At 75.8% G+C, this 5345-nt stretch carries 4 protein-coding genes and 1 pseudogene; 1 reads left to right on the plus strand and 4 read right to left on the minus strand.

Annotation, left to right across the window (positions count from 1 at the left end; genetic code table 11):
- Both ABD54_RS25175 and ABD54_RS25180 read right to left on the minus strand, forming a co-directional pair.
- Window positions 1-657 (minus strand): annotated as a pseudogene (locus ABD54_RS25175) (hypothetical protein); the annotation flags it as partial.
- Complete coding sequence (locus tag ABD54_RS25180) at window positions 654-1013, minus strand: hypothetical protein (protein ID WP_235432194.1); 360 nt, start codon at window positions 1011-1013, stop codon at window positions 654-656. The pseudogene ABD54_RS25175 and the gene ABD54_RS25180, both read right to left, overlap by 4 nt.
- 183 nt (window positions 1014-1196) lie before the next feature.
- Between ABD54_RS25180 and ABD54_RS25185 the strand changes: the two genes are divergently transcribed.
- Window positions 1197-1562, plus strand: a complete 366-nt coding sequence (locus ABD54_RS25185) for a hypothetical protein (RefSeq protein ID WP_047872035.1) — start codon at window positions 1197-1199, stop codon at window positions 1560-1562.
- Between the two features lie 103 nt (window positions 1563-1665).
- Here the strand turns inward: ABD54_RS25185 and ABD54_RS25190 are convergent, their stop codons facing one another.
- Together ABD54_RS25190 and ABD54_RS25195 are read right to left on the minus strand one after the other, a co-directional pair.
- On the minus strand, window positions 1666-3471 hold the full coding sequence (locus tag ABD54_RS25190) for an ABC transporter ATP-binding protein (protein ID WP_047872036.1): 1806 nt from the start codon (window positions 3469-3471) through the stop codon (window positions 1666-1668).
- Window positions 3472-3604: 133 nt separating this feature from the next.
- Window positions 3605-5345: ABC transporter ATP-binding protein (locus ABD54_RS25195; protein WP_047872038.1), on the minus strand; the 1741-nt coding region annotated here is incomplete at its 5' end.

The raw sequence follows: 5345 nt of genomic DNA on the forward strand, positions 1-5345 counted from the left end.
CACGGCCGTCACGTAGACCGGCACGCAGAGCATCGCGGCCAGTCCCAGGCGCCAGTCCAGGGCGGTGATGCCCACCGCGGTCAGCAGGACGGTGGCCAGTGCCACGACCGCGTCGGGGCCGCTGGAGTCGTGTACCGGCCCGGCGGGCACGGGGCGGCGGCGGGCCAGGTCCGCGGGCGGGCCCCAACGGTCGGCGAGGAAGGCCAGGCCGCGCCCGGCCTCGGCCAGCACCTCCTCCGGCTCCAAGCCGGGCTCCAGGCCCAGCAGCGGCGGCGCGGCGTCGGAGAGCACGGCCTCCACCCGGGGTTCGGGGGACAGACACAGCGCCAGGACGCCGTCCGCCAGGGCCGTGGCGCACGCCAGTTCCAGCACCGCGGCCGAGACCGCGCCGCGGTCCAGCAGCTCCCGGGCCAGACCGTCGGTGTGGGCGGCGGCCTCGTAGGCGGCGGCCCAGACACCGGCGGGCACCGCGCCGGACCTGACCAGGAGGGTCTCGGGCGCGGGCGCGGCCGGTGTGGTGACGGCGGTGACGCGTCCGGCGGCCAGGTGGACCAGTGCCTCGGGCGGGCCGGTCAGGCGCAGGGCTCCGGTGAACTCGTCCCGACCGGCGCGGAGCAGGGCCTGGGCCAGTGCCCTCGGGGGCGCGGCGGCGCTCATGACAGCAGCGCCGCGGTGTGCTCGTCGGCCTGGAGCCGGGCCAGTGCGAGGTTGGTCCGCGCGCGGTCGAAGACCAGGACGAGCAGGACCTCGTCCGCGCCCGGGGAGGGCACGGGGCGGCTCAGCACGTGGTGCCCGTCGCTGGTGACCACACTCTCCCGGACCGCGGGTTCGCGGGAGGCCAGGGCCAGATCGAGGGCCAGGTGGTGCGAGTCAGCGACGTGCTCGGGGTCGGGCAGCGCCGACACCGCCCCCGACCGCGCGTGCGCACGGCCCGTCGAGCGGTCCACGAGCATCGCGGCCACGACGCCGTCACAGCTCAGGTAGCGCTCCGCGGATACAGCTGTGCTCGACACGTGCCCCCCGGTGTCTGGTTGCCTCCAAAAGACATTTAACAGTCAAAAAGGAGCAAAGAGAACACACTGTGGTAACGATGGACTCCCGCCGCAAACTGTCTACTTACGCACCCTCCAGGCGTTTCGCTAATTTTCGTCATGTATCGCCGCTCCTGCGGTGAACACCGAGCGTGAGGAGACACCATGAACGCCGACGCGGCGATGAAGGAAGCCATGGGGATCGAGGGCGCCATCGGCGTCGCGGTCGTGGACTACGAGAGCGGCATGTCCCTGGGCACCATGGGCGGGGGCGGCCACTTCGACCTGGAGATGGCGGCGGCGGCCAACACCGAGGTCGTGCGCGCCAAGACGCGGGCCCTGGGCGCGATCGGCCTCGACGACCGCATCGAGGACATCCTCATCACGCTGAGCAGCCAGTACCACCTCATCCGCCTGCTGGAGAAGGCGCACGGCAGCGTCTTCCTCTACCTGGCGCTGGACCGCCAGCGCGCCAACCTGGCCATGGCCCGCCACACCCTCCGGCGTGTGGAGAGCGAACTCCAGGTCTGACCCCCGCCCGGCGCCCGGAGCGGCGCGGGCACGGACGGCGGTCCCGCGCGGACTCCCCCGCCCCGGCGCCCCGTCGCGAACGGCGCGCCGACCGAAGGCGGGGTCAGCGGGAGAGCAGTTCCCCGTCGTCCGGCGCGCCCTGCCAGCTCCGCCACAGGTCGGCGTAACGCCCCCCGGCGGCGACCAGTTCGGTGTGCGTCCCCTGCTCCACGACGCGGCCCCGGTCCATGACCACCACGCGGTCGGCGGTCTGCGCCTGGGTCAGCCGGTGCGCCACCACCAGCGTGGTGCGCCCGGCGGTGGCCGCGGCGGCGGCGCGCTCCAGCCGCCGGGCGCCGGAGCTGCCCGCCTCGGCGGTGGCCTCGTCCAGGACGGCCACGTCCGGGTCGGCCAGCACCAGCCGGGCCAGGGCCAGGTGCTGGGCCTGCTCGGCGGTCAGGGCGTGCCCGCCCTCGCCGACCACCGTGTCCAGCCCCTCGGGCAGGGCGCGCACCCACTCCAGGGCGCCGACGGCCGCCAGGGCGGCCTCCGCCTCGGCCGCGTCGGCCCCGGTGCGGGCCAGGCGCAGGTCCTCCAGCAGGGTTCCGGCGAAAACGTGGGTCTCCTGGCTGACCAGGAAGACGTGTTCGCGCACCCGCCGCTCCCCCAGCTCCTCCAGGGGTGTCCCGCCCAGGTACACGGTTCCGGCCGTGGGCGTGCGCAGGCCGCTGACCAGGGCGGCCAGCGTGGTCTTTCCCGCGCCGCTGGCCCCGACCAGTGCCACGCGCTCGCCCGGGGCGACCTCCAGCGACACCTCCTCCAGCGCGGCCGGGCCGCCGGTGCCGTAGGAGTGGGTGACCCCCGCGACTCGGACCGAGGAACCGGCCGGACCCTCCTCCACGCCCGGGTCGGCCTCGACCGGGAGGTCGACCGCACCGGCCAGGCGGGCCAGGCTCGCCCCGGCCGACTGCACCTCGTTGAAGTTCATGACCAGGAAGATCAGCGGGCCGAACAGGCGGTGGAAGTACAGGGCGGCGGCGGTGACCATGCCGACGCTGGCCAGGTCGGCGCGCACCAGCCAGAACCCGGCCACCAGCACCGAGGTCAGTCCGACGCACTCGGCGGCGTTGAGCCGCGACCCGAAGCGGGTGAACAGCCGGAACACCGACACCGTGATGTCCATGGCGGCGGCCGAGCGGTCGCGCACGCGGGACTCGTGCTCGTCCTCCAGCCGGTAGGCGCGCACGGCGGAGCGGCCTCGCAGGGCGCCCATCATCGCGTGCGAGCGTTCGCCCATGGCCACGCGCTCGCGGGCGTAGTAGGGGCCCGAGCGGGGCAGGTACCAGCGCACGGCCGTCACGTAGACCGGCACGCAGAGCATCGCGGCCAGTCCCAGGCGCCAGTCCAGGGCGGTGATGCCCACCGCGGTCAGCAGGACGGTGGCCAGTGCCACGACCGCGTCGGGGCCGCTGCGGGCGATGCTGGCGGTGACCACGGCGACGTCGTCTCCGACCCGGGAGAGCAGGTCGCCGATGCGCACCCGCTCCAGGCGGGCGGCGGGCATGCGCAGCACGCGGTCCATGACGCGTTCGCGCAGGCGGGCCAGGACGGTCTCGCCGACCCGGCTGACCAGCCAGCTCCCCACACCGGTGAGCAGGCCGCCGAGCAGCCCCGCCCCGGCGATGAGCAGGACCGAGGACAGGACGGCGTCCAGCCCCCGCTGCGCCGAGATGTCGTCGACCATCCGGCCCAGCACCCAGGGGGCGACCAGCCCGGCCGCACTGCCCGCGAGCACGGTGGCCAGTGCCAAGGGGGCGCCCCAGCCGGTGCCGCGCACCCCCTCGCCCAGCACGGCCCACGTGCGGCGTGCCGAGGCGGTGGGGAGCAGCTCCCCGTGTTCGCTCGCGGAGTCCTCCACCGGGGTGCTCATCGATCGTCCTCGGGGTCGTAGTACTGGCTGGGAGGGAGTGCGCTGCGGCCCGGGGCCGCGGTCTGCGGGGTGCTCCGGTGCGCGGCGAACCGCCGTGGGGCGCACCGTGTCGGCGCCGTGCTCGGCGGGGCGCTCACCGCAGCACCGCCTCGCGGTAGTGCGCGTCCTCCTCGACCAGCCGCGCGTGCGTGCCCGTGCACCGCACCCGCCCCTCGGCCAGCACCACGACGCGGTCGGCGCGGGCCAGCAGCGCCGGGCTGTTCGCCACGACCAGGGTGGACCTGGCCGCACCCGAGCGGGCCGCGGCCGCGCCCCGGGCGATGGCCTCCTCGGTGACCGCGTCCACGGCTGTGGTGGGGTCGTGCAGCACCAGGACGGGCGGGTCCGCGACCAGGGCTCGGGCCAGGGCCACGCGCTGGCGCTGGCCGCCGGAGAGGTTGGCCGCGCGGTCGGCGACCGGACGGTCCAGGCCCTCGGGGTGGCCCTCGACCAGGTCCGCGGCCGAGGCGGCCCGCAGGGCGTCCAGCAGCCGCTCCTCGTCGCCGCCCGCGCCGGTGTCCAGGTTGGAGCGCAGGGTGCCCTCGAACAGGGTGGCCCCGTGCTCCTCCACCAGGACCGCCTCGCGCAGGGCGTCCAGTGCGAGTTCGGGGACGGGGACTCCGCCCACGGTGAACGCGCCCTCCAGGGCCGCGGGCTCGGCCCGGCCCGAGAGCAGTTCCAGCAGTGCCTCGGCGTCGCGGGGATCGGTGGTGAGCACGCCGACCAGTTCGCCGGGGGCGAGTTCGAGGTCCACCCCGCGCAGCGTGCGGTAGCCGACCCCGGACAGCGCGACCACTGGCTCCCGCGCGCAGGCGCGCTCGCCCGGGGCGACCGCGTCGGGGGCGTTGAGCAGGCGCACCAGCCGCCGGGCGGAGGCGCGGGCGGTGGCGAACAGCTGGCCGACCATGCCCAGGCTCTGGACTGGTTCGGCCAGGAACTGGGCGAGGCCGATGACGGTGACGAGCTCGCCGACGCTGAGGCGTCCCTGGAGCGCCATCCACCCGGCCACGCCCGCCACGCAGGCCAGGAACACGGCGCTGGCGGCGGTGACCAGGCCGCGGTAGACGCCGTTGCTGGCGGCGGCGCCGACCGAGGCGTCCAGGGCCAGGGCGCTGGCCCTTCGGTAGCGGGCGGCCGCGTTGTGCCGCGCCCCGATGCCCATGAGGACGCGCAGGCCGCTGACCAGGTCGGTGGCCAGGGCGGTGGCTCCGGCGGCGGTGGCCTGCTTGGCCTCGCTGCGCCGGGTGATGCGGGCGGCGGGCAGGCGCAGGAGCAGCATGAGCAGGGGGACGCCGACCAGGACGCCGATCCCCAGGGGGACGTCCACGGCCAGGAGTGCGACGGTGGTGACGGTGATGGCGACCGCCACGGCGATCGACGCCGACCAGGCGCGCACGTACAGGGCGGCCTGCTCGGCGTCGGAGGTGGCAACCGACAGGACCTCGCCCGCGCGCAGGCCGCTGCGCTCGCCGCGCGGGTCCAGGGCGCGGCGGGCGGCCTCCACCCGCAGCAGGTGCGCCTCGTTCTCGACGGCGCGCAGGGTGAAGCGGGCGCCGTTGCGGTAGGCCTGGGCCAGGACGGTGAAGAGCACGACCATGCCCGCGACGCAGACCGCCAGGGCGCCGACGTCGCCGGAGAAGACGGCCCAGTCGATGGTCAGGCCGATGGCCACCGGCACGAGGGCCTCGGCGACCTGGTGCAGGGAGAGCAGGACCACGCCGACCAGGACTCGGCCGCGGTTGCGCCGCAGGGTGCGGCGGCGCAGGGCGCGCACGCTGTCGGGGACCCCAGGCCGGGGGGCGCGGGTGGAGCGCGGTTCGCGCTCGGCGGCGGGG

This window comes from Nocardiopsis sp. RV163 (assembly GCF_001029525.1).
In the GTDB taxonomy this organism is placed as follows: domain Bacteria; phylum Actinomycetota; class Actinomycetes; order Streptosporangiales; family Streptosporangiaceae; genus Nocardiopsis; species Nocardiopsis dassonvillei.